The organism is Stenotrophomonas sp. HMSC10F07 (assembly GCF_001807895.1).
Classification (GTDB): Bacteria; Pseudomonadota; Gammaproteobacteria; order Xanthomonadales; family Xanthomonadaceae; genus Stenotrophomonas; species Stenotrophomonas sepilia.
In genome coordinates, this window is record NZ_KV791387.1 from 1 (window position 1) to 21,987 (window position 21,987).

At 59.2% G+C, this 21,987-nt stretch carries 17 protein-coding genes and 1 pseudogene; 10 read left to right on the forward strand and 8 right to left on the reverse strand.

Going from position 1 to position 21,987, the window contains the following annotated elements; translation table 11 throughout:
* Positions 1 to 119 precede the first annotated feature (119 nt).
* From HMPREF3114_RS10680 to HMPREF3114_RS10700, 5 genes are all read left to right on the forward strand, one after another.
* Positions 120 to 2,078 (forward strand): hypothetical protein, encoded by a 1,959-nt coding sequence (locus tag HMPREF3114_RS10680; RefSeq protein WP_070489740.1) that lies wholly within the window; start codon positions 120 to 122, stop codon positions 2,076 to 2,078.
* A 528-nt stretch (positions 2,079 to 2,606) separates the two neighbouring features.
* Positions 2,607 to 3,533, forward strand: coding sequence for a hypothetical protein (locus HMPREF3114_RS10685; protein WP_070489743.1), 927 nt, complete (start codon positions 2,607 to 2,609; stop codon positions 3,531 to 3,533).
* A 14-nt stretch (positions 3,534 to 3,547) separates the two neighbouring features.
* A complete protein-coding gene (locus HMPREF3114_RS10690) occupies positions 3,548 to 4,399 on the forward strand; it encodes a hypothetical protein (protein WP_070489744.1) in 852 nt (283 codons plus the stop codon).
* Between the two features lie 57 nt (positions 4,400 to 4,456).
* A complete protein-coding gene (locus HMPREF3114_RS10695; RefSeq protein WP_070489746.1) occupies positions 4,457 to 4,798 on the forward strand; it encodes a hypothetical protein in 342 nt (113 codons plus the stop codon).
* A 53-nt stretch (positions 4,799 to 4,851) separates the two neighbouring features.
* Entirely contained in the window at positions 4,852 to 5,811 is a 960-nt protein-coding gene (locus HMPREF3114_RS10700) for an AlbA family DNA-binding domain-containing protein (protein ID WP_070489748.1), read from the forward strand.
* A 105-nt stretch (positions 5,812 to 5,916) separates the two neighbouring features.
* Here HMPREF3114_RS10700 and HMPREF3114_RS10705 read toward each other — a convergent pair whose 3' ends face one another.
* Positions 5,917 to 6,435, reverse strand: a complete 519-nt coding sequence (locus HMPREF3114_RS10705) for a hypothetical protein (protein WP_141750804.1) — start codon at positions 6,433 to 6,435, stop codon at positions 5,917 to 5,919.
* A 246-nt stretch (positions 6,436 to 6,681) separates the two neighbouring features.
* Between HMPREF3114_RS10705 and HMPREF3114_RS10710 the strand changes: the two genes are divergently transcribed.
* Entirely contained in the window at positions 6,682 to 7,962 is a 1,281-nt protein-coding gene (locus HMPREF3114_RS10710) for a hypothetical protein (protein WP_070489753.1), read from the forward strand.
* Between the two features lie 128 nt (positions 7,963 to 8,090).
* Positions 8,091 to 8,894: a hypothetical protein gene (locus HMPREF3114_RS10715; RefSeq protein ID WP_070489755.1), complete on the forward strand. Its 804-nt coding sequence runs from the start codon at positions 8,091 to 8,093 to the stop codon at positions 8,892 to 8,894.
* Positions 8,895 to 11,447: 2,553 nt separating this feature from the next.
* Here HMPREF3114_RS10715 and HMPREF3114_RS10730 read toward each other — a convergent pair.
* The 3 genes from HMPREF3114_RS10730 to HMPREF3114_RS10740 are packed head-to-tail and all read right to left on the reverse strand — an operon-like array spanning position 11,448 to position 14,800.
* Positions 11,448 to 12,329 (reverse strand): TniB family NTP-binding protein, encoded by an 882-nt coding sequence (locus tag HMPREF3114_RS10730; protein WP_070489760.1) that lies wholly within the window; start codon positions 12,327 to 12,329, stop codon positions 11,448 to 11,450.
* Complete coding sequence (locus tag HMPREF3114_RS10735) at positions 12,329 to 14,227, reverse strand: Mu transposase C-terminal domain-containing protein (protein WP_070489762.1); 1,899 nt, start codon at positions 14,225 to 14,227, stop codon at positions 12,329 to 12,331. Before HMPREF3114_RS10735 ends, HMPREF3114_RS10730 begins: the two co-directional genes overlap by 1 nt.
* A gap of 3 nt (positions 14,228 to 14,230) precedes the next feature.
* A complete protein-coding gene (locus tag HMPREF3114_RS10740) occupies positions 14,231 to 14,800 on the reverse strand; it encodes a heteromeric transposase endonuclease subunit TnsA (protein ID WP_070489764.1) in 570 nt (189 codons plus the stop codon).
* Between the two features lie 236 nt (positions 14,801 to 15,036).
* Here HMPREF3114_RS10740 and HMPREF3114_RS10745 point away from each other — a divergent pair.
* The 3 genes and pseudogenes from HMPREF3114_RS10745 to HMPREF3114_RS10755 form a co-directional block, all read left to right on the forward strand.
* A pseudogene (locus HMPREF3114_RS10745) lies at positions 15,037 to 15,696 on the forward strand (ATP-binding protein); the annotation flags it as partial.
* Positions 15,697 to 15,859: 163 nt separating this feature from the next.
* Entirely contained in the window at positions 15,860 to 16,525 is a 666-nt protein-coding gene (locus tag HMPREF3114_RS10750) for an Abi family protein (protein WP_053497398.1), read from the forward strand.
* 129 nt (positions 16,526 to 16,654) lie between these two features.
* Entirely contained in the window at positions 16,655 to 17,599 is a 945-nt protein-coding gene (locus HMPREF3114_RS10755) for an IS481-like element ISStma12 family transposase (RefSeq protein WP_053497396.1), read from the forward strand.
* Between the two features lie 25 nt (positions 17,600 to 17,624).
* On the opposite strand, the gene HMPREF3114_RS10760 is transcribed toward HMPREF3114_RS10755, so the two are convergent.
* From HMPREF3114_RS10760 to yidA, 4 genes are all read right to left on the reverse strand, one after another.
* Positions 17,625 to 18,011 carry a hypothetical protein gene (locus HMPREF3114_RS10760; RefSeq protein ID WP_053497394.1) on the reverse strand — a complete coding sequence of 129 codons (387 nt, stop codon included), beginning with the start codon at positions 18,009 to 18,011 and terminating at the stop codon, positions 17,625 to 17,627.
* Between the two features lie 178 nt (positions 18,012 to 18,189).
* The gene (locus HMPREF3114_RS10765) at positions 18,190 to 20,508 is read right to left on the reverse strand and encodes a TonB-dependent receptor (RefSeq protein WP_053497392.1); all 2,319 of its coding nucleotides are present in this window, start codon (positions 20,506 to 20,508) and stop codon (positions 18,190 to 18,192) included.
* Positions 20,509 to 20,793: 285 nt separating this feature from the next.
* The gene (locus HMPREF3114_RS10770; RefSeq protein WP_032954607.1) at positions 20,794 to 21,081 is read right to left on the reverse strand and encodes a colicin immunity domain-containing protein; all 288 of its coding nucleotides are present in this window, start codon (positions 21,079 to 21,081) and stop codon (positions 20,794 to 20,796) included.
* Between the two features lie 13 nt (positions 21,082 to 21,094).
* Positions 21,095 to 21,928: a sugar-phosphatase gene (gene yidA / locus HMPREF3114_RS10775; RefSeq protein ID WP_053497390.1), complete on the reverse strand. Its 834-nt coding sequence runs from the start codon at positions 21,926 to 21,928 to the stop codon at positions 21,095 to 21,097.
* Between the last annotated feature and the right edge of the window lie 59 nt (positions 21,929 to 21,987).

A 21,987-nucleotide genomic window follows, 5' to 3' on the forward strand; every position in this document is an offset into this window, starting at 1 on the left:
CCCCCCCCCCGATCGCTCGCTCTCATGAACGAGCGGCCATCCTGGCCATGAAGAACGAAAACTCAATTAACGAGACTGCGTGCCGCTAATGATGGAGATGCACCCCGTGTACTGGCCGCATGACTGATCTAACCGACTTCCCCGATGACCCCCGCGTGTACTTCATCCGTCACATCGACGGGTACACCCAGCCACACAAGGGAACGGAGTCCACGTCTGTCAGGTGCTATTTGGCGCCCATTCCACATGGGTGGGGGTCAGATCCATCCAAACTCGATGATCGTCAGATCGCGCGTCTGTTCTCCGACAAGAATCCTGAGGGTTTCATCAGCACCATCTTCGCGGGGTCACTAGCAACCTACGTTGCAGGGCAATGCTTCATCCGCGGAGAGGATGGAAGGGGCGTCTATGCCGGAATGCTGATTCCGAAGCAGCGAAGGCTGGGCAATGCCTTGGCCTTCGGCGAGGAGTCCAGGCTGTACAAGGAGTACGAGGAAGACCACGAGAGCGGGCTATTCCCGTCCACCAAAGTTGGAGAGCGCACCACGGGCGAGGCAGTTGTCGCACTTCCCCAATCCCAGTTGCACCTTCAGGACGCCCTGAGTTACGGCTCCAGAATCCTGGTGGCTAGGGACACGAGGAGCCGTGACGAGCGAAATCAGGTTGAGTACATCATCCCCAGGACGGTGATCTTCCGGGCGTTCTACGCGTTCAATTCCACCATTGCAGACATCTTCACCGCAGGCCCTTGGAGTACCGTCAGGTCCAAGGCGATTTCCGAGCAGGAGTTCGCCGGACACGTTACCGGCATCGACGAGCAGAGCGGCTACTGGAAGATCGTGCTTGCGTTGGGTATGACGTTGGATGATGGCCCAATGATGGCCCTCTTCCGGTTTGATCACTATGCCGAGGCCCGGGCCAAGCGCATTCACGAGCCCATTCTGAGAGCCCAGTTGGACGCTGCCCTTTGGGGCGCCGAGGATTCGCATTGGTGCTCCAATGCCGAGATCCCGTTGAATCCATTCTTGGGACCTTACCAAGGCACCGTATCTGGCTACTTCTTGAACCGCCGCAAAGACGGCGGTTTCGCCGGCAGGACCTTCTTGGTGACAGCGATTCACCAGATGTCCTTCTCAAAGCGACTACCGGCAATCGCTACAATCTTGGTTAATGATGCCACCGAGGGTGAGAAGGTCATTCATACGGGAGGACCTAGGCCACACAACAATGGCAATAGGCCTCGATCGCCTCGTCCTAATGGCAAGCCGACCGTAGACACGCATGAAGCAACCGAGCGGAAGCCAGGGTTTGATATGCCCTCGATCTCCTTCGCTTTTCATCCGAAGCCAAAGATCATCCGCCTCAAAAAGGATCAGAGCTTCAAGTACAGTTCCAAGCGAAAGAAGGACAGTCAGGAGCCCACCACAGAGATTTCTGGCGGCCGAAAAGCCGGCAAGCAAGAGGATCTCAGCCACGCCCACAGTGCTCATGAAAAACGCGACGCATCGGAGTTGCTGACTGAACTGATGGCGATTCTGAAGATACTCAAGACGAAGGGGACCATTGCCGAGTACCAGGTCGTCGCCCCCGTTGACTCCGAGCAACGCGTCCAAGTTGGCGCCTACCCTTGTTGGAACTTCCTGGGCGAGGACGAACGCAAGGCAGTCCGCATTGGAAAAGCTGATTGGGGGACGCGATCTTGGATGTACCTTCAGAAGGCAGAGTCACACTACAGAGCCCTCGCTCGCACAGCATTTGTAATCAGACTGTTGCTGCCCAATGGCCTTGCAGGCCTATGGATTGAGGTCGAGAGAAGAAGCAAGAGAGACAAGAGCAATGAGTCCATTGCGTCAGCGTTTGTCGTTTCAGACGATCTCGCTATCCGAGCAGAGACGCAGGCTGCACTCAGCATCATCCGATCGGTTCAGGGTGTCTCGCTAGGCAAGGCATTTGAGAGGAAAGGACGCGTCTGCTACACCCACCCTCACTACATGGAGAAGCCAGGTAGCGAAAAGTGGAGCTTGGCGCCATTGGAGGCCTTCCTGAAATCCATAGGCAACGGTCAGCCCCAACCATAGCTTGGTCGCACCATGCACCAAAGCCGCCCCTTCCGCTAAGGCGCCTGCCCATCGATCACGACCATTGCCACCGGATGCATCAGGTAGATAAGAGCTTGCGTGGCCGATAGGGCCATGGCCCCAACGAGTCTGTCAGGCTTGATCGACTCAAAGGTCAGTTCACGGTCAGATCCGCCCGTCGATTAGCGCTAGGCCGCTCCGGATGAAGGCTCAAGAAGGCGCCCGAGATCATCCCAAATTATTGAATTTTCAATATTTTTCTCAAATCAGCCAAATTTTTTGGGCAGGCAAATGGCCCCTAACTGGGCCCAGGTCACAAATTGACACCCCGTTCCCGATGTCCGATACTGCCACCACTCGGCTCGAGTGATGCATCGCTCGCCGAGACTGACTGTCAGTGCACCGAATCGATCGATGCTGCACTGATGGAACTTTTATGGCGCCCAAGGGCCGGAAGAGTGCTGCTAGGTTCTCTCGTCCGGACGACGTCATCGAAGGTTGGAACTTAGCTTACAAAAATGAACGTTGATGTTGGAAAGGCCGTTACTTACTATGGGTAACGGCCTTTTCGTTTTGGCATCCAACAAGGAATTTGGTGTGGAAAGCGCAGCCATTTGGAAACCCCTCCTCCAGCAGATGCTGAGAGGTCAGCCTCCCGAACCTGCAGCTCGGCTCCTTCAGCGGTTGGCCAAGAGCCCCGAGGCCAAAGCACTTGGAGGCTTTGACTACAAGCAGATGGGCTTTCCGCGGTTCAAGAATTTCTTGGATGCCTGCTCCGACGTTCTGGATCAGCACATCAGCGCTCATGGCGACATGCTGGTCTCGCTCCGCGGAACCACAGTTGATGCCCGCTCGGAGGCAGTGCGTCCGGCTCCTTCTTCAATTCGAAGTGACGTCTGGATAGCATTCTCCAACCCCGATCCCAATCGCATCAGGTTCATCAATCGCACTACCGGCGAGGTCATGCACCACGTCTTGGCTGCCGGCGAAACGGTAGATGGCATCCGCCCGGGCCAGGACTGGGTTCAGATTGAACCGGTGGCTGCAGACGTCCAAGCCTCCTGGATGCGCGAGTTTGCAGCACAGACTGAGGGCGTCAATCCGGAGGACCATGCAGTACTCGGACAGTCGTACAGGACTTACGCCAGCGCCGTCTTCGCAAAGGAACTCGGCCCTCTAGGCAAGCAGTGGACCAAGTTCCGCACTGCAAAGATGGTCGAAGCGATTCAGAAGTGGTCAGCAAGGGTCAACATCGCCCTGGCAACACTCACCCCTGCGGCTACCAATCGTTCAGAGGCAACTGCGGTTGAAACACCCAAGCAGGAAGCAGTCACCTCTGGCCTGTCTGCCAGAGCGCGGGCGCTCAAGCTCATGGATGCCCTCACCGACGAAGAGATATCTAGCACTCTGGTACCGCTCATGGCTTCGATCATCATGGTGAAGGCACAGCGCTAGCAGGAGATCCAAGGATGGCAATCTTCGTAATCGGACTTCCAAGCAATCTCAGAGCACGCTTCATCGCGGAAGCCGCTCGTCAGGGGCAGAGGCCAGAACTCAGCTTGGTTGTGAAACAGCAGTACCGTTATGAATTCAGTCCTCCCAACGGTCAGTGCGTTGCGGACCTGAACAACTTTGCCATGCAGGAAGCCTGGCCTGACCTCACGGTCGTAGTTCTGCCATACGTAGCCCTCCCCGCGGAGATGAAGCCCGAACTTCAGGTGCTGGCCGATGAAGGCGTCAGGATCATTCGACCTGTTCGTGGCGAGAATGGCTGGCCTCTTCGACTTGTGGGCCAGGAGGCGGACGACGATTTCACTGGCGAGGTCTACAAGGCGCTGGTGGAGCAACTCGGCTGGGCGACTACCACAGCATCCCCCGCCGAGAAATTCCGCAGGTCAGCTCAGAAGTATGGCGACTATCAGATCCTGGGGGATGCCCTGGACAAGTGTGATGACATCCACCACACAAGACACCGATTTCTCAAGACCTCGGCGGAACTCTTGGAGAAGTTTTGCAAGAAGCGCGGTGCCGTCCAGATGGGACTGGCCAGTTACTTCGGTGATCGCGGCGTGGACCTTGCGACGACCGGTGGCGTCAAGACAACCATCTACCTAATGAAGTCGGATCGCATCATCGAGAAGAGGTCATCGAACATGCACCTCAAGGAAGGGGATGCGACAGCGCCAATTGCGTGCCCTCGCATCTACTTCCAGCATCTCGACCGCGATCAGCAGTTCCGTCTGTTCCTCCTCTACGTCGGGCCTCATCCGCCCAAGGATCTCATCCAGATCACGCGAAACGTCCAATGGGAGCATGGCTAACCTGTGCATTCAGGCTAGCCACCAACAGCCGACCGACCGGCAGCCAGGAGAAGGTACTTGCAAGGGAAGGATCTGAGAGATTTGCTTGAAGCACACCCTGATGCCAAACATCACCTGAGCGACGCAAATGACTACCTAGTCAGCTATCGCTTCGACACGGGAACTGAGGTCGCCTTCGACCCACGCACAGTCAAAAAGTGCTCCGTTTTCTTGGCTAAGAAGCCGCCTGCTGGGCTCTATCACCCCGATGACCTGGTCATCTACGAGGACGACGATGAGCCATCAAGCGCGCTGCGTCGAGTCTCCACCAAACTTGCATCCACTCGTCCCTTGTATCGTGTCAGATTGAAGGACCCCGACCTGGCCAAGGAACTCTTGGACTGGGCAAGGCTGGCCTAGCGGGCCCGCGATTGGACATAGCGCCACGTACAAGTGATCGGCCAGGAGAGAACATGGAACTGAGCTGGGTACAGTCATTGGTCGACAACCAAGTACAGGAATCACTGTATCTGGAGCTCAAGAGAGGCGATGCCCTCTCGCCTCAGAACAACAGTAAGACAGAGATGATCAAGGACGTCACTGCGCTCGCGCATGCCAGTGGTGGGCACCTGGTCTACGGGATTGAAGAAGAGCCGGTCAATGACATTCCGGCTGCAGTACGACTCCGCCCAGTCACTGACAAGAAGCTCAACAAGGACTGGGTGACCAAGGTCATTACCGACAACACTTCGCCAAGCCTCACTGATTTTGAGGTCTTCGAGTTCCCAGTGGACGGCGGCAGGGTCCTTGTCATCAAGGTAGAAGAGGCTTCCACCGCTCACCAGAATCTTCTGGACTACCGCTATCATCAGCGGGTAAACACGGTGTCCCGGTTCATGGCGGACTTCCAGATCCGCGACCTGATGTCTCGTCGCTCATCACCAAGTTGCGAAGTCCGGGTTCGTCTGGAACGCATTACCATCAATCGCGACAACCATGTCTACCGGCTGAGAGTCGAACTGCTGAACACCGGTATGGTTTCAATGGAGAAGTGGTGGATTTCCATTGATGTTCCTAAGGAATGCCTTGCTGGACTGACGTATCCACAATCGGAACTGCGAACCCACCCACGTTTCGGCAAAGTTGTGCGCGAAGTAGATAAGGGCGGCTTCGACTTCATCAGGTTCTCGTGGGGAGACCCCTTCTTCGATGGCGATCGCTACATTCTCCACCCAGGACAGTCACTGGATTTCGGGCCGAGCAACGACTCGCTCCACACTCAAGCCCCCCTCCCCCCCATAGTTGTCGAGTTCAATGACCGAATCTTTCGCAGCTTGGTACATCGAGCGCCGGAACTCCAGTGGACGCTGTACACCAACCACGGCCAGCCTGTCTCGGGTTCGGTGCCATTCGAGCAGTGGTGCAACTTCTGAGTGAAGGGCCCGGGTTCCTCACGGGTGGCATCCCGGAATACCTGTATGTGCGGCACGCAACAGATAGAGTGGCGTCCAGAGCAAGCGGAGCCAACTGCTCCAGTGTCAGATTAGACTGAGTGAACTACGATGACCACGGCAGAACTGTATGTGCCTGGTCACGTTGTCGCGCAGTCGGCCGTAGAGCAACTCAAGTTGGCACTCCGCGGTAGAAATTTCTGACTGCGCCAGACTGCGAAGATCGAATAACACGTATGCCTCTCTGGGATTCGGCTGCCGAGACCAAACCGCAATACTGTCTGCCAGCGACTGAGACTGCAGTTGCTGGAGTACGCCATCCCGCCAAAGTGCCGTGAATGTGACGGGTACCCCCTGAAGGGCGTTGCTCTGGCGCCCCGCGACTTGGTCCAGGCAGGACATGGTGGCGCATTCCAACCGCGAGCGGATGATCGGAGTCACACCAAGAGGATTACTACCGATCTCCGCATACAAGCGGACGCTACTGACCACCCGGACTGAGACCGTTTGTTGACACTTTTTCGCTTCAGCAATTGGGATCGAGAGCAACTGCTCCAGCACGTCCCCAGTCGTGGTTTCGGTAAGTTCCAGCAGTGCCAGGGCCATGACGTTCCTCCAGTTGCGGTGAGGTAGCGCTTCTTGCCACTCGGTGTCGGAATCGATAGCCGCCTGCATATCGCCAAATGAGTAAGTTCTGACATCCCTCAGTCGGCATGTCTACCCCCGTTTGAACACCTGAATCGTCAGAACCCGACTCTGGAAAGCCGCCGTACGGACGATCTACTCGGACTGGATTTTGGGCGGTTCCCATCATAGAGTTCTGCCAATTACAGGGGACGTAGTGAGACAGAGATGTCAGATGGTTCGATTTTCATAGCGAAGCTGGACGATAGAGCAATCATTGAGGCTGTTGAGAAGGTCCAGAAGGAGTTCCCGAATCAACTTGAGGTTCACTTCATCGGCCAGTTTGGAGAAGTGCATGGTGAGGAAATTGCGGCCTACCGGGAATCGGGCAGCCTCTCACTGATAAGGGTCAAACTTGACTTCACCGAATGCTCCTGGACGTGGTATCGACTTGGACCTCCTGACTCCAAGACTTACCCGCAGGCCGCCGAGTACGACAGAATTGAGTTTAGAGGCAACCAGTACAATGGCTTAACTCCACAGCAGAGACCGGTTGCTCTTGCCATCGATCGAACTCTTAAGCTAGCACTGCAGTTGCCATTGACCGAAATCGACCCGTCCTCGCCATTGAGTCTGGCTACCGGTCGCGAGGTACTACAGGCGCTACAGACGGCGTCTCAGAGACTGCTCACAGAGACGGCGGAGCATCGGACCAAGCTGGAGATCGACTTCGCGGCCAGGGAAGCCGCGCGGGAGGAACGTTTCAGCCAAGTTCGTCAGCAGGATGAAGAGCGCCTCAGTCAGGAGCGAGAAGCCGCCCAGGTCGCCCATGCAGAGCGAGTAGCCGCCCTAGACCTTCGCGAAGGTGAGCTGGACTCGCTGAAGAAGACTCTGGACGATCGCAACAACACTCACGTTAGACGCGAGATCCGCTCCAGCCTCCTTGACCTTACTAAGGAGCGACTGCTGAATTTTCGCGTTTCACCTGAGACCCGAACCCAGTACATTCTGGTGCACGCGGTTTGCTCAGCGGGAATCCTGTTCTTGCTTGGACTCGCGGCGGTCACCGCCGTCAAGTTCGACAGTACTCTACCGCCAACTGCATTTGCGCTCTCTGCCGCGCGCTCCTTGCTGGCCGGTGCGGCTGCAATCGCCTTGGGTGCGTGGTACTTGAAGTGGTTGAATCGATGGCTTCAGAGGATCGCCGACGCCGAGTTCAAGTTGCAACAGTTCCGCTTGGACATTGAGAGAGCATCCTGGTTGACCGAGACGGTCTTGGAATGGAATCAAAGCTCTAAGGAGCCATTCCCAGAACTCTTGGCCAGTCGCCTATCTACTGGTCTGTTCCAATCGACAAAGGACGATGTCGAAGACCCGCAGACTCCGGCCAGCCAGCTTGCCGAGGCTCTGTTGGGGTCCGCTGCGTCGGCTCGGCTAAAGATCGGCGATCAGGAACTCTCACTGGATCGCAAAGGAATCCGCCAACTCGAGCGCCCGGATGCAAGGTAGTAGCCGGCCCCAACTTTGCGAGCGTGTCTCACTTGGGCTCAGCCCTGAACTGAATCGCTGTTTCGAACGGGATTGATAGACGGGGGCAGGACATCCTCCCCCTCCGCCTACTGCGCAGAGATCAACAGATGGACTCCTATGCCCCGCCGCTCATTTATCGCTGCTGCCTGTGTGGATCAACAGAGGCGCTCTCAGGAGAGCATAAAATCAAGGCATCGGCATTGCGATCAGTGTTTGGCGACCAGAAGGCAGTGATCGTTCGCGACGGAGGAGGGTTCCGGCACGCTCAGAGTTCGAGGTCAAAGGCCTATCACTTTCAAGCGCGAGTCTGCGTGCCATGTAACAGCGCTCGAACGCGGCCGGCAGACCTTGCCTTCGACGAGTTCCATGCCGTGGCATCCCACCTCGCCAGTCGTAGCCATGACCCAGCCGACGTCACGCATGACCCTCGATTCAGGGACGCCTCTGGGGAACTCTACTTAGACGTATTCAGATACTTCGCCAAGTTGATGTGCTGCCATCTCGCGGAGATGGGCGCGCCGTTCCAGGATGAGCTTGCGGCCTTCGCAATCGGTCTTAGTGATCGCAACATCGTGGAACTGAGAGTTGACCTGGATGAGGTATACAAACGCCTGCAGAACGAGCTTTCAGCGAAACCTTACGCTGCACATGGCGGGCTGATTGTCACTGGAGACAAGGATACCCTAGCCCCTACGTCATTCTATTCGACGCTAACAGTTGGGCCGGTACGCTACTGCTTCCGCGTCAGCTACAGCGAACAAGGTCAGGCGAACCTCATGCATGATCATCCGGAGTTCTATGACTGGTGCACCCGCAAGATCGCTGACCTCATCGCCAATCCATTGAGTGCAGATGCCCGGCAGCTGCTCGGCCTACCTCCGCATCCGGACGACCTGCCTCCAGAAGCATGAGCCGGCCGATCCAGGCTGGCTCTCGTGTCCTTCCAGAAAACAACTCTAGAACGCTCGCCTCGACCATTCGGCAACAACAGCCCTCAACTCCATTCTCACCTCGACGATTCCGTCTCTGGTGATCAAGTCTCCTACATCCGTCACCCCAGTCACTTGGCGACGTAGGGTGCGCAACTCAAATCCGTAAGCGAGGGCGATTGTCGCAGCCAGGTCCTCATCCGAGGCAGTGCCTGGAACGCGTACCCGCAGCAGTAGGTCCATCAGTGTCTGCGCATCCCGCCTAAGGCTTGCCTTCTTGGCGACCTTTGGGGGCATAGTCACAGCCCAGCCGTACCGCGCCCGAACGAATCCGACCCAGACGCTCAGGTTGGCGCGCGAGCCAGGTGCCGAATCCAGGTACCTCACTAGATGCTCCTGCGCAAAGGGGCCGCCGAGATCGGCGGCCTCACAGAACGCCTGTGCCGTCCTCAGATACTGGGCCTGGGTACGAGTTGGCTTACCTGCCAGCCATGTCCTGTAATCAGTCAGATACCTGGCCCAGGGTCTTGATGCACTCTCCTCCAGACCACGTTCTATCAGCGCGACGTCACGAGCTCGGGCACGAGCATTCTCGTCAATCTGGAACCCGTAGCGCTCACAGATGAAACGGGTCACGTTCAGATTGGCTCTCAGTTGCTTGGAGTCGAACAGACGGAGCAAATCGGCCGCCACTATCGGCTGATGGGTGCCAGCATCCAGGTCGATGGCACGAAAGAACGGTGCAGCTTGGACAGCTTTCCTGGGAAGTCCGCCAGTAGCAACGTTCCTCGCGAGCAGCCACTCGCCAAATGCGGTGTACAGGGAGGCAACCCACTCGCGCTCAATGGTTGCCGCGCTCAGCGCAACCTCTCGCCTGAGGCGTGCCGCGATCGAGCATGAATCACAGCGGGCCGATCCGGCGCCCTTAACCGTTGAACCACAGTCTGGACACATGTGCTCGGCTGGCTGGTCACCGCCACATCCGATACACAGTGGCCTGCCCTCTTCAGTGACCGAGACCACCTTCCTGTACTTCCGGCATCGCACGCAGGTGGCATGCGTGTGCTTGTTCAAACACGATGGGCAAGCCTTTAGGTTTTCCGGCAGGTGTGCAGCACCTGCCAGACGTTGACTTGGCCGCTTGCAGATAGGGCATTCAATCTCGGACGTGGTGTACGGGAAGCACGATGGGCACACGAAATGCTCATAGGTGATGGGTGATCCACCGTCGGGGCCAGGCGTGGTATCCCGGATGATGCGCGCCTCGGGCGCGGGCCGGTCACACCTGATACAGCGCCTCTGGTTACGAAGACAAGCATCACAGGATGGAGCTTGTGGCTCTGACGCGTGATGTACCACTGTCCCGCTGCATGTTGGGCAACTGCAACTCACGAATTGACTGCTATAGCACGTCCCGCAGTACTCGCTACCTTTGTACAGCTTATGGGCATTGATCATCGGGGCGTAACAGCCATCGCAAGTTCGGCGCCCCTGTTTATCTGTACTCATTGCTTCTTCCAATCATCTTGAACAACACATCTGCCCTCATCTCGCGCCATCCACTGACGCGCTTTCGCTGAGCCTCACCTGCGGACCTCAGCTCGGCCCGATTGGATATCGGCCCGCGATTCACGCGTCCCGCAGAAAGCTGCTCCGCTAACCGCTTTATCCAGGGGGGCATCTGTTGGCGAAAGCACCTCTGGGTCACTCCCATAGACTCAACCATCGCTACCAAGCCAGCGGGTCCAAGACCGAGCAGGTGCGAGAGCAACTCTATGTCCGCGTGACGATCCGGCACCCTGCGCAGTTCGATCCTCAGCCCCCGCTCTGGCCCCATCCCCATCGACCTGCAGACCGGCTTGAGTGATTGGAGAAGTACATCGCTCCCCCAAAGCACCTCAGCCCCGGAGCAGCAATGACCGTTGAACTCAACTTCGTTGCTGGGATCCATCAGGCATCTGAACAGGAATGACTGCAAGGGCAAAGCGCGCATTGCTGCCGTCGTGGAAGTAGTTAAGAAACGATTGCAGTACCAACATCTACGAAGATCGAATCCATGTCGATGGGGTTGAACCACCGCCCCGCAATAGGGGCATGCGTCCTGCAGAACCCTTTGGTGCAACGGGCAAACCGTCCAGAATGACAGTCGCCACTGGCGAAGATATGCTCCATTTTCCTCCAAGCACTCCGGGCAGAACGTTAGACCGTGTCTGAGGCGAGTCCGGTGATACACGCCCATGCTGTTGATCCAGTGGTACACCCCTTGGGGCGGATCGCAGGTGCGCCGTGTCACTGCATTCCATTCGCCAAGGGTGAGTCCATTGAGCATCTGTAGAGATCTTCCTGACGGATACGTCAGCCGCTCCAACAGGGCTTCGGAGGCGCAGACATCAACATCCCTGGTCCAGACCTGAAAGCCAGGCGCATGGAGCGCCATGAGCTTGTGAGACGAAATTCCGTAGTCGATTGCGATTCGAGCCAAGTAGCTGGAAAGCAGTTCGTCTGGCACATGCGGCGGCCAGACGATGCGCATGATCAGATCTCGGCTAGAGCGCTAGCATGAGAAGCGCTGTCTTGGGCGGCCCTGATAATCTCGATAGTGATCTTCTCTTCGCCAGACCTGATCGCCATGGCTGCTGCGCTACGAAGCAGAGTCACGGTCCCACCAATGGCCTCCCCGCCCGCGGAATGCAAGACCGGCGCCAGCGTCTCTCCCGCCAGCCCAGAGGGCTTGGCCAGGGGGAGCAGGCGCTCATAGGTGTTGAGGAAGTTCAGATACGGCAAGTCCATGGCCCACTTGGGCATGGACAAAGCACTGAATCGCGATCGCATTTGGGCATCGAAGGCCAAAGCATGAACCGCCGCCTCGGTGCCGGCAGCAACAATACTTAGATTCAGCTCATTGCTGAGCTTACGGATGCCTGCCAGAACATCCGACGTCCCCTTCCTGGCAAGAGCAACGTCATTGAATTCATCGATTGCGAGCACGCGAACCTTCAGTACGCGAAGGACGGAGACCACCATGGTGTACTTGGCACTGGCCGGGTCGCTTCTACGGTGAGTAGTCGCACAGCGAGTGAGCACCTCTGACCAGAGTTGGGATAGATCCGGCTGAGCAGGCATGTTGATCCGGAGCACCGGAAGGCTAGTGCCCCCGTCGCCCAGTTGTACGGCTGGATGGCGCAACTGGAACTGCCGGAGGAGTGCCGTCTTGCCATTGTCGCCTCGAGCCACAATCAGCCTGCACGGCGGCCGCTGTGTGGAGGGGTACACGATGAGTTGATCCAACTCATCCAGCACACTCATTGCCTTCGGGTAACCAATCCAACGATCTTTACGGGCAACTGCGATGCGTTCCTCGTTGGATGCGCCCATGTAAGCAGCGACCTGATCATGCAGATGGGGATAGCTACTCATCAGTTGATCTCTCCAATTTCAAGGACTTCGAGCGGCTGCGAGAAGATGTTGCGGTCAGGGGCCTTCGCTGCTGACTGGTGCGGCGGCGGCGTGGCTTGCGAGCTTTGCGCGGACTGGGACGCAATCGAACTAGGCTTTGCCTTGGGAGCTTTCGCCGCTTGGCGGCGAGCAGCCTTGGATTTGGCTTTTGACTCTTCGACCAACTTTCGATTGCTCTCAATGCTCTGGAAGATGCGTTCCTCGTCTACAGCATCCTTACCCTCAGCCTTGATTCGCTTCTTTGCTTCACGTAGTTCGCCGGCAGAGATCGCCGGATGAGCCACGTTTCGATAGGGAACAGCGATGTATCTTTCGGAATTTGGATCCAAGAAATAGATTTCGCTGATGTTTCGAGGATCTCTTGCGAAGATGAACTTGCGCTTCAGCTTCGGGTTGTCCTCATCCGTCGCCCCAATGTGGCGATCAAGAATTGGGTCATAGTAGAAGACATTCTCAATTCGCACGCCGTACCGCTGCACCGTGACTTGGAAGTAGGGAAGGAAGTCCATACGAACCCGGTCTGGATCTGCCGGCAGCATTCGACCCACACCAGGCTTCTCATCGCCCAGGATCGCGTCCTCCCAAACCTTGATGGGGGCTGCGTCGAGCTGACTGTGCACGCATTGGTGATAGTTGTTGACGATAAAGTTCACCAAGTAGTGCTCCACTTCCCTCAGGGTCAAGCTCGCCTCCTTCTCGGAGTCATAGTTGCCCTTCTCCTGGATGTTGGAGAATGTTGCCCCCGGCACTTTCTTCATTTCAGTGGCAACTACCCCCATATAGCGCTCAATGTGACCGCCATAGTTTGGCTTCTTGACCGGCCGCCACTGCATGATGATCTCGTTGGCCTCGCAGCCCCTGTTCACCGCCTTGCACTTGAACTCCCTAGCGTTGTCAGCATGCAGGGTTCCGATCTGGCCCCACACGGGCCAGTCTCCCTCTACACCCAGTTCGCGTAGATACTCGTTCTTCGTGTTCATCGCATGCGATATACACATCGCGACTGACGTTGCAGAGGGTGCGTCCAGGGTGACGTACAGACCAACAACGGCTCGGCTGAATACGTCAATGGCCAAAGTGAGGTATGGACGGCCGATGGGTTTGCGGTGCTCCTCGTCGACGACCATCACGTCCAACGGTGTGTGGTCGATCTGGACCACTGCCAGAGGAAAGTCAGCACCAGGGAAGGAACCTCGGATGGGCTCGTACTTGTCACGCGCCTTGTCTTTCTGGCCCCGGCGACGCAGTGCTGTAGCTGGCCGGATATCGGCGATGCGATTGCGAACAGTGTTGGGATGCGGCGGATCAATCTTGGCCACGCGGCAGCGGCGCATCACCTCATCCACGACCGACTTCGGGCTCGGCTTCTGTTTCTGGAGGTAGAAGTCCTCGATAACCGAGGCGATCACTAGCTCCTGGTCCGCCTGCAGAAAGCGTGTACCTCTATTCCGTCCGCGTCGAGTTGGGACCAGGGCCGCTACGTGCTGATGGTCGTGATAGAGCGCTAGCCACTTGTAAAGCGTGGAAGTGTTGACGCCGGCACTCAACGCCGCTGCGGCAACTGATGACCGGCTTCGGCGAGGATTGTCCAGCAGGGGCTTGATAGCTTCAAAACGCCGTTGCGCCACTGCCCATAGATCATCCGAGAAGTGGTGAACGGAGAAGTTAGGTGTCTCATCCCCATCTTCCACTTCCAGAACTCGGGACATAGTCTCGATTCGAAGCCTGGCAACCTTGTCGGTCTCGACGTCTTCGGCCAAGACACTGTTGATGTCCAAGGAACGGGTAATCCGGTACCGGCGCTGGCCAACCATGACCTCTACGCCAGGCGAGATGTTGATGAAGTTTGAGGAGACCATGTCTTACTCCACCAACTGAATCGGCATCCGCATGCTTAGCGGCTTGGTCAAATCGATATCGAACTCGCCCGCGGCTACCATCTGCCAAAGCGCTGGAATCGCTTGCGCTTGCTCTTCCTTCGGCCAATAGGCGGCTGCGAGCAGGCCTTGGGGTGTTGTGGGACCCACTGCGGTGGCGGTGTACCTCAACTGCGCTTGCCGCAGTAGAAGGGGTGCCAGATCCCGATAGCGCCTCAGGAACTTCACGTTTGCCAGGTAGGGCGTGCGGATATGCCGCTCAGTGACGATCTTGAACTGCCAATCCCGCAGGCGACAGTGGGCCACCGCCGCCTTGAAGCCCGGGCGCAGAGACACCCAATCAGCCCGCAGCTTATCGATCGGTTTGACCTCAAATACGACCGTTGGGAGAACATCTCGATCGTACTCCGCCATCACGTCGGGGGTGTAGCGACGCACTGAAGCCTCATGAATGTACGTAAGGGAGAAAGGCTGCTCCTTTACGGACATAACTGTCCGATCAAAGTCCAGGATGAGAAGCAAGTCGCGCTCCAGTGAGGACTCGAATCCGGCCATCCCGCCACCTTCCAAATTGACCTTCCCGGTAAGGGCGCGGTGGCTATTTTTCAATTTTCGAACGGGAGAATGGGTACGCAGTCTTCTCATTTGATGTGCCCTGCAATGCAGTCTCGTTATTTGATGTGTGCGGTCGCGCTCTCTGTTGTTGAGCATAGACGGGGTGCGCTTGAGTTTAGGGCGCTAACCGGCCCTTTTTCGCGATACGTGTCTATGATTTAGCTAGAAGTGACAGCGGCAATCCGCCCTGCCCTGGCGAAATCTCGCTGGCCCATCACGGTGTCCTGTTCCTCGATGAGCTTCCCGAGTGGAATCGAAGTGCGTTGGAAACCCTGCGCGAGCCGCTGGAGTCCGGCCACATCCGCATCGCCCGCGCGGCACGCAGCGTGCAGTATCCGGCGCGATTCCAGCTGGTGGCGGCGATGAATCCCTGCCCCTGCGGCTGGGCCGGTGACCGCAGCAATCGCTGCCTGTGCAGTGATGAGCGCATCAACCGCTACCGCGCGCGCGTGTCCGGCCCGCTGCTGGACCGCATCGACCTGCATATCAGCGTGACGCGCATGGATGCCGTGGAGCTGCGGGAGAGCACGCCACTGGGTGAGCCCAGTGCTGCGGTGCGTGCACGGGTGGAAGCCGCCCATGCCCGGCAGCAGGCGCGTGGCGGACTCAATGCGCATCTGCCGCCAGCGGCGCTGCGGGCGTGCACGAAGCTGAGCGAGGCCAATCAGGACATGCTGGAACAGGCCATCGAGCGTCTGCAGCTTTCAGCACGTGCGATGCACCGGATTCTGCGGGTGGCGCGCACGATTGCGGATCTGGCGGGTTGCGAGGACATCCAGACCGCGCACCTGGCTGAGGCGATCGGCTATCGGCAGTTGGACCGGGGAAATGCATGAGCCTGATTGCCGGGAGCCCTCGTCCGCACGGGAGCAGCAACAATCAAAAAAATACCCCGGCCGCGTGCCCAGAAGGACAGAGACGGTACCGGGGTGTACATGACCACCGTACCCCACACGGCGGCACACTGCAATCGGCATCGGTGGAGGCGTCCAGGCAGCGATGAGCCATGACAGATTAGAAGAAGCCCTTTCCCTGGAGCGCTTTGGCCGCTACCTGGATTGGGCGGGGGGCGACCGTAGCCGAGCCATCGCCCTGTATGGATGCAATACCCACTTGTCTGAAAGCCTCTACGCACCACTACAGACGTTGGAAGTGGCACTGCGAAACCGCATCCACACCGTTCTGACCCAGGCCAAGGGCGAGGCGTGGTACGGCCCAGGCACTGGCGCCCTGAAGGTTGCTCATCAACTCGAGCAGGTCGCCAAAGCCGTCAACGAATTGGTCAGAGCGGGAAAAACGGTAACAGCAGGCGGTGTGGTCGCCAGTCTCACCTTCAGTTTCTGGACAACAATGTTCAACAAGGACTACGAGGCCCTTTGGCAGCAGATGCTTCACCGGATTGCGGACCCCAGTGCGCCCAGGGGACTGAAGAGGAGGAGCTTTTCGGGACCGCTGACTCGCATACGCGTGCTACGCAACCGCATCGCCCATCACGAACCGATCCTCGGCTGGAACCTGCGCGGGCACCACGATGAGATTCTGACGCTGATCGAATGGCTATCGCCACCCGCTGCGACATGGTGTCGTGAGAACAACCGCTTTCCGCAGGCATACCCGGAAGACGGAATCACCTTGGTATGTTCGCCCGAGTCGAATAGACGCTGACTGCGCGCATCCTCCTGCGGCCGGGTGCGAAGAGCGGTCGACTAACTGTGATCTCTCGGTAGGTTGTTCATCCGGGGCATCTTTGGAAAATGGTGGTTACCACACCTATCCAGTCCCCAAAGAGCCCGGATGAACCATCATAAAAATGCCCGTTTGACGCCGTTTAGTCGAGAACTTCTTGTCCGCCGCATCACTGAGCAAGGCCTTCGGCCAGAAGAGGCCGCCCAGGCTTGCGGGGTGAGTGTACGCACGGCTTACAAGTGGCTGGCCCGATATCGAGCCGAGGGCCTGATTGGGCTGCAGAACCGCAGCTCTCGGCCCAGCCGCAGCCCCCATGGCACCCCCGAGGCACTGGTAGAGCAGATCGTCCAGCGTCGACGTCAACGGCAAACCTACCTGACCATTTCCAAGGCACTGGGTGTGGCTCACAGCACCATTTCACGACTGATGCGCCGACGAGGACTCAATCGCCTGTGCCTTCTGGACCCACCGAAGAAGGCGGTCCGGTATGAGTACGACAGCCCGGGCGGCTTGCTGCACTTGGATATCAAGAAACTCGGCAACTTCCACCGGCCCGGACACCGGGTCGATCCGAATCGGCGTGGCAATGCTGGCGGCGGTGGCTGGGGCTATGTCCATGTGGCCATTGATGACCACTCCCGAGTCGCCTTCAGTAGTGTTCACACCGATGAGAAGGGCCCAACGGCCTGCCAAGCGCTGCTGGCCGCTTTGGCGTACTACAAGACGCTGGGGGTCACCTTCCAGCGTGTCCTGACTGACAACGGCGCCTGCTATCGCTCCGGCGTCTTCGCTCGACTCGTCGCCTCGTTGGGCATGAAGCACTATCGGACCAAGCCCTACACCCCGCGAACCAACGGTAAGGCCGAGCGCTTCATCCAGACCAGCTTGCGCGAATGGGCCTACGCCTGCGAGTACGCTTCGTCAGAGCAACGCGATGCCGTGCTACCTGAATGGCTGCATCACTACAACTGGCACCGACCCCACATGGGGATCGGCAGCCAGCCGCCTATTTCCAGAATCCCGCTGAACAACGTGGTGGGTTTACACAACTAACAGTCGACCCTACCAAGGGCAGGCATCAGGCTGCCGAATGCAACCGTCCCCGCTTCGCCAGCAGCGCCACCCGACGGCTGACCAGCGCGTGCAGCTCCGCCAGCTCCGACGCCCGGCCAGCCGTCATGTTGTCGCCGAACAGCACCCGCGACAGCCCCGCCGCGTCGCTGTCCTCCGGGTGCTGCCAGCGGTCGCGATATACCTTCTGGCACACCAGCCAGGCCTGCGGCAGCCCACCGCCGGGTAGCGGGCGGACCACGCGTTCGTAGACGTGCCAGAAATGGTACTCGGCCTGCAGGTCGATCACAGGTGCCACGGACGGCGCCTGCCGGGGCCGTCCTGGGCCTCGGATGCCGAACAACCGGGTTGGCGGGGTCTGCTGTGCCATGCCAACAGGATGACCCAGCAACATTGTGGGAACCTTGCGTCGCCGCCAGAAAATCCCTGTTGATTGCGCAAGGCGGGCTTCAGGGCGGGCTTCGGGGTCAGAGCCCTTTGCCGTGCAAAGGGATCTGACCCCCGATCACGGGATGGCTGCGGGGTCGGATCCCTTTGCGCAGCAAAGGGCTCTGACCCCCGCCCTCGTCGCCTCAGAACGCCATCGAGGTACTGAACATCAGCTGCCGTGGCGCGCTGCGCTGCAGGGTCTGGTAATCCCCCGAGAACGACGAGCCGGCGATGGTGGCGGTGCCGATGTTGTGGCGGTTGGACAGGTTGCTCACGTCGAGCCGCAGTTCCAGCCCCGGCACTACGCTGTCCGCACCGAAGCGGTAAGCGGCGTAGGTGTTGACCTGCCAGAAGGTCGGCACGCGGATGTCGTTCTCGTAGGTGAAGGGCTGGCGCAGGTACGAGGTGCTGGTGGCACCAAAACGCCAGTCACCGAAGTGGGCGGACAGGTCGCTGACCAGCGAGATCTGCGGGTAGCCCGGCTGGGCGTTGCCCTTGATCGGGTACACCGTGTCACCCACCACGAAATCGCTGTCATAGTACGAACGGGCCACGGCCACGCCCTGGTAGAACTGCAGGTGGTCGGTCAGGTCGGCGGTGATGCCGAGGTCGGCACCGATCACGTGCATCTTCGGCATCAACCGCACGGTGTTGATCTGCGCGAACTGGGTGCCGATGGCCGCCGACAACAGGCGGTTGCGGATGTCGTTGTAGAACACATCGCCGGTGATCGACAGCCGGTCGAAGCGGTGCGATGCGCCCACGGTAAGGTTCCAGTTCTTTTCCGGACGCAGGGTACCCGCCACGCGGTCGAACTCTTCCTGGTCGGTGATGGTCCACGCCGAGGCGGTGTAACCGATGTTGCCGCGCTGAGCGACGCGATAGCCGTTCATGGTATTGGCCAGGTCGATGAAGGCATCGGTGGATTCGGTGGGGCTCCAGAACAGCGAGACATGCGGCAGGAAGTTGCTCTTCGCGCGCAGCGTGCCGTTCACCGGCCGGTCCTTGGCATCGCCGAGGCCGCCGCCGCGGGTGCGGAAGTCCACGGCCTTGAAACCAACGCCCAGCTTCAGCGTGTCGTTCAACACGATGTCGTCCTGCAGGTAGAACTGGCGCGAGCGGGTCACCCAGCTCGATGCGTTGTCGGTCTTGAACGCGGGACCGTACACATCGAACGGACCGGTGGCCTTCAGCGGCGGGCCCTCGCCCAGCAGTGGCTGCTGGTACCACTCGGTCTTGGAGGCGGCCTTGCTCTTCTCCTGCCAGAAGCCGGCGGTGAAGGTGTGCGCGCCGGTCTCGAACTGCAGGTTGACCATGCCGCCCAGCCGGTTGAGGCGCGGCGTCTGCACCTGTTCGGAGAACGGCGCACCGTTGGGCGATGGCACGGTCGGGTCGGTCAGCGTGGCCTGGGTGTGGCTGTTGGCGTTGTACAGCTGCACGTTGCCACTCAGCGCCGGGGTGATCTGGAAGCGATGGTTGATCGATGACACGCGGTCGCGGGTGATCTGGCCGGTGTCGTACGGAATCAGTTCGGACAGCTCGCCGCAGGTGTAGGCGCCGCAGGACTTGTCTGCATTCTCCGGCGAGGCCACGTACCACGCCCACGCATAATCGGGATAGAAGATGTCGGCCTTCCAGCCCAGCTTGCGGATCATGTCGAAGGAAATGTTGTTGTAGCCCCAGACCTTGGCCTTGCTGTCGGACAGGAACACGGTGACATCGCCCCAGGCGACGTCCTGCTGCAGCTTCAGGTCGCCGCGCAAGAAGTTCTGCGTGCCCTCGCCCTGGTACTTGTCGGCGGACACGCGCTGCAGGTCGACCAGCACTTTCGGGCCCTGCTCGCCGAGCTGGCCGCTCTGCCCGGATACGGTGGTGACCAACGTGCTGTTGCTGCCCACGCCCTGCTTCACGCGCAGGCTGGGCGTGTCCTGCAGGTCGCGCAGGCGGTATTCCAGGCTGCCGCCGTTGACGCTGCTGGAGAACACGCTGACCGGTGCGCCACCGGGGCTGACCGTGATCGCACCGATGCCATCGGGCACGCCCACGTTCACCACGCTGGTGCCGGTAAGCGAGAGGAAGCCGTTGTCGTTCAGCGGCACGCCTTCGAAGGTGATGCCCATTTCATTCATGCGGAAGCCGCGCACGAACAGGCTGGTGGCCGAGATATCCAGGCCCAGTCCATCGGTGGCGGTGTAGCTGGCGCCCGGTACCTGCTTCAGCATGGCCAGGCCGTTGTTGCCGGTGACCATCGCGTCGAGGTCTTCGGCCTTGATGATGTAGCGGTTGGGACCAATCACTTGGGTCGGTGCCACGGCCGCGCCACGTGGGGTGGCGATGACCTGCAGGGCGTTGAGCGTGGTGGGCGTGTCGTGCGCGGCGTCGTGCGTTTCTGCGGCGTACGCAGGTGCGGTGATGGCCGCGATGATGGCCAGGGCGAGGCGCGTCGTGGGTGGGGCGTTCATAGCAGCAGATCCAGGGTGCAGGGAGAGAGCGGCGCAGGCGCACGCCCAGCGCGACGCAGCACCGGTATGCGGCGCCCTGGCTGGCGATGCGATTGCGTTGAGGGAGCGACGGCGCGGTGCGCGCCGGTCAGCAGACGAAGACGCTCATCTGCCGTGGGATTGGGTGGGGTGATTTCGACGTGCGGAATTCTTGCATCGCATTGCCGCATCCGCCATTGCACCGTGGTACAGCGCAGATGGCGATGGGGATGTATGGGCTATACGCAGGTATACATCCAAGCCAGGCTAGCGAGCAGTCGTGGACTGCTTCCACTCATCGATCAGAGCCACAACGGCAGCATGCAGCTGGGCGGCATCAAGCTCATACGCATGGCGATCTACATCTTCGTCGCAATACATGTCGGCAGCACAGAAGATGCTGGACAGGCACGTTGAAAGCGCTACGTCATCCAAAGCCAGCAAGTCGAGATCCCGCTCGATCTTCCATAGCTCGATGTAGGACTCGGAGAAAACGTGCGCCGACATCCGCTCATTGACGAAGGACTGAGCAAACATCATCAAAGTCCAGCTCATGATGTGCGACCGATCATTGCAGGACGAAACGCTCGATCGCGCGCGCCACGCCTTCGTCGGCATTGCTGCTGGTCTCAAACCGCGCCACCGCCTTCACCGCGTCGATGGCATTGCCCATCGCCACGCTGGTGCCGGCGTACTGCAGCATGGTCAGGTCGTTCTCCTGGTCACCGATGGCCATCACGTTGGCACGGTCGATGCCCAGGTGCTCGGCCAGCTTCTGCAGGCTCGGGCCCTTGCCGGCGCGGTGGTCGAACACTTCCAGGAAGAACGGCGCGCTCTTCAGTACCGCGAAGCGCTCGGTCAGGTCGGTGGGCAGGCGCGCGATGGCGGCATCCAGCACGTCGGGTTCGTCGATCATCATCAGCTTGATGAAGGACATGGACGGGTCCATGTCGACCACGCGGCGATACGACAGCGGCATCCGCGAAAGATGCGAGTCGGCCACGGTGTAGTAGCTGATGTCCTGGTTGGGCGTGTACATGCGCTGGCTGTCCAGCGCCTGGAAGTGCACGCCCAGGTCGCGGGCCACCTGCTCGCAGAACAGGAAGTCGTCGAAGCTGAGCGGATACTCGACCACGGTTTCGCGCGTGCCGATGCGCTGCACCAGGCCGCCATTGCAGGCGATGCAGTAGTCGTCGTTGCCGGTGATGCCGAGCTCGTGCAGGTACGGCGCCAGGCCGGGAACCGGGCGGCCACTGGTCAGCACGATGTGCACGCCCAGTGCGCGCGCCTGCGCGATGGCCTGCCGAGCGCGTGCGGTGAGCTGGTGCGACGGGTCCAGCAGCGTGCCATCCATGTCGATGGCGACCAGTTCGATGGTCGATTGCCGGCGGCCCATGTCCATTGCGTTCAACTCGTGCGGGGCACGCCAGTTTACCCCCTCATGCCCGGTTCACCTCTTTG

Bases quoted from the DNA above. Each gene is read 5' to 3' on its own strand.
- HMPREF3114_RS10760 (WP_053497394.1), bottom strand. From the start codon at position 18,011: ATGTTGCTGGGTCATCCTGTTGGCATGGCACAGCAGACCCCGCCAACC.
- HMPREF3114_RS10710 (WP_070489753.1), top strand. From the start codon at position 6,682: ATGTCAGATGGTTCGATTTTCATAGCGAAGCTGGACGATAGAGCAATC.
- HMPREF3114_RS10680 (WP_070489740.1), top strand. From the start codon at position 120: ATGACTGATCTAACCGACTTCCCCGATGACCCCCGCGTGTACTTCATC.
- HMPREF3114_RS10755 (WP_053497396.1), top strand. From the start codon at position 16,655: ATGAACCATCATAAAAATGCCCGTTTGACGCCGTTTAGTCGAGAACTT.
- HMPREF3114_RS10735 (WP_070489762.1), bottom strand. From the start codon at position 14,227: ATGGTCTCCTCAAACTTCATCAACATCTCGCCTGGCGTAGAGGTCATG.
- HMPREF3114_RS10690 (WP_070489744.1), top strand. From the start codon at position 3,548: ATGGCAATCTTCGTAATCGGACTTCCAAGCAATCTCAGAGCACGCTTC.
- HMPREF3114_RS10770 (WP_032954607.1), bottom strand. From the start codon at position 21,081: ATGAGCTGGACTTTGATGATGTTTGCTCAGTCCTTCGTCAATGAGCGG.
- HMPREF3114_RS10715 (WP_070489755.1), top strand. From the start codon at position 8,091: ATGGACTCCTATGCCCCGCCGCTCATTTATCGCTGCTGCCTGTGTGGA.
- HMPREF3114_RS10700 (WP_070489748.1), top strand. From the start codon at position 4,852: ATGGAACTGAGCTGGGTACAGTCATTGGTCGACAACCAAGTACAGGAA.
- HMPREF3114_RS10730 (WP_070489760.1), bottom strand. From the start codon at position 12,329: ATGAGTAGCTATCCCCATCTGCATGATCAGGTCGCTGCTTACATGGGC.
- yidA (WP_053497390.1), bottom strand. From the start codon at position 21,928: ATGGACATGGGCCGCCGGCAATCGACCATCGAACTGGTCGCCATCGAC.
- HMPREF3114_RS10750 (WP_053497398.1), top strand. From the start codon at position 15,860: ATGAGCCATGACAGATTAGAAGAAGCCCTTTCCCTGGAGCGCTTTGGC.
- HMPREF3114_RS10705 (WP_141750804.1), bottom strand. From the start codon at position 6,435: ATGGCCCTGGCACTGCTGGAACTTACCGAAACCACGACTGGGGACGTG.
- HMPREF3114_RS10740 (WP_070489764.1), bottom strand. From the start codon at position 14,800: ATGGCCGGATTCGAGTCCTCACTGGAGCGCGACTTGCTTCTCATCCTG.
- HMPREF3114_RS10685 (WP_070489743.1), top strand. From the start codon at position 2,607: ATGTTGGAAAGGCCGTTACTTACTATGGGTAACGGCCTTTTCGTTTTG.
- HMPREF3114_RS10765 (WP_053497392.1), bottom strand. From the start codon at position 20,508: ATGAACGCCCCACCCACGACGCGCCTCGCCCTGGCCATCATCGCGGCC.